The 1,503-nt window shown below is 40.3% G+C and carries 1 protein-coding gene; it reads left to right on the top strand.

Features of this window, described 5'->3' with window-relative positions; translation table 11 throughout:
• Window positions 1-1,038: 1,038 nt before the first annotated feature.
• Window positions 1,039-1,275 carry a hypothetical protein gene (locus AC27HD_RS18780; RefSeq protein WP_487107798.1) on the top strand — a complete coding sequence of 79 codons (237 nt, stop codon included), beginning with the start codon at window positions 1,039-1,041 and terminating at the stop codon, window positions 1,273-1,275.
• Window positions 1,276-1,503 lie beyond the last annotated feature (228 nt).

Genomic DNA, 1,503 nt, shown 5'->3' with positions numbered 1-1,503 from the left:
GGGCGGCTTCGCCATTATGCCCTACGTGTCTGCGCCCCTTATTTAAAAGTTATACGCCATGGAGTTTTTAGCTTTTGCAATTTGAGCAGGTACATTCCCGAATCAGCATCGATTCAGCTATTTTCACATTTGGCATTCCGAAGGAATCACCAAACTCATTTTGCTATAGGATCTTTTGCGCTGGAGAAAGCTCGTATTCAGCAGAACGGTTTAATCCTAGTAGCCTTAAAGAATTGAAAATCATCGTCAACCAATTAAGCCAGCTAAGCCCAGGCAAGCCTCGAGCAACCATAAAAATAAAGATTAATAGGTTTATGTCAGTCCGTCTAAGTTTCAAAAAATATAACGGAGACAAAGGTTTTAAAGTTAAAGCTTACATTCTTGGCTTTTTCTATTTTAGTAGCACAGGCTTTTTAGGTAGTTACGTAAAGGTACAGCAACTTCAAAACTTAATTAACAATCTTAATAGGTGTATTGAGTCAAAAAGTGGCGTATAACAAAAAAATTAAGCACGCCCGCTGCGCGGGCTGGGACGCAAACATGTGGGCTGCTCACTTCGTTCGGATTTTAGCCCACATGCCTGCGCCCCTTATTTAAAAGTTATGAGGCAGGACAAGAGCAAGAGAAGGTTAGAAACATATTTCGTTAATCAACCACGAGGGTGTAAAAACTAGCCTGAAGATCGGTTGAGTGAAAATTGTGCACATGCTAGCCTCTGAGCTTCAGCGTTTCCTTTTAAGACGCGGCTTGAAAAGGAAACGCTGAAGCTCAGAGGTAAGGTAAACAATTTAACTCGCTTTTACCGTACTCAAGGATGTATTTCACCAACTCTAGGCATTAACCTATTTGTCTTCGACCTACTGTTCTTTCCCTGCCATCATAACAAACGTGATCAAGCGGAAACGCCTAGTTAAGCTTGGTTTTGTTATAGTTAGAGCCCGTGCTAGGCGTTTCCGCTTATCACCAGTGTTATACGAAAAAGTGAAAAACTAAAAGATCACTGGTAGTCTTAATATTCAATTGAAATAAGGAAGTTCTATGAAAAGTCGTACAAATGTAGCTTTATTAACTATCGCTTTCGCAACTGTAATTAGCTTGCAATCATACATCCTATATCAACAAAATCAGGCCAATCAGACTGTACAGGCCAAAGTAGACAAGCTTCAGAATCAAATCTACCAAACAAGTAAAGCTAATCAAGAACTTCTCTCAAAAATAGAAAGGCTGGAAAGTAATTTAGAGCTTAAACCTCGTAGCCTTCTTTCTATGAATTAATTGGCTATTCGTATAACAACTCAATCAACTCGCTCACTTCGTTCGCTGGGACGCATACACGCAGGGCGGCTTCGCCATTATGCCCCACGTGCCTGCGCCCGTTATTGAAAAGTTATATGACAAGGATGTATTAATGAAAAGTTTAATTTTAGCGTTTGTAGCTACACTCCCATTATTAGGTTGTTCTGGTGACGATCAGGATCAAAATGAATGCCCTGAAGTAACGTC

The organism is Alteromonas sp. 4NS20-0143, from assembly GCF_057542855.1.
The sequence above is the reverse complement of the archived record's forward strand: the minus strand, read 5'-3'. Positions and strand labels throughout refer to the sequence as shown.

What these genes read in the sequence shown, in the direction of transcription:
- AC27HD_RS18780 (WP_487107798.1), top strand. Translation starts at nt 1,039, where the DNA reads ATGAAAAGTCGTACAAATGTAGCTTTATTAACTATCGCTTTCGCAACT.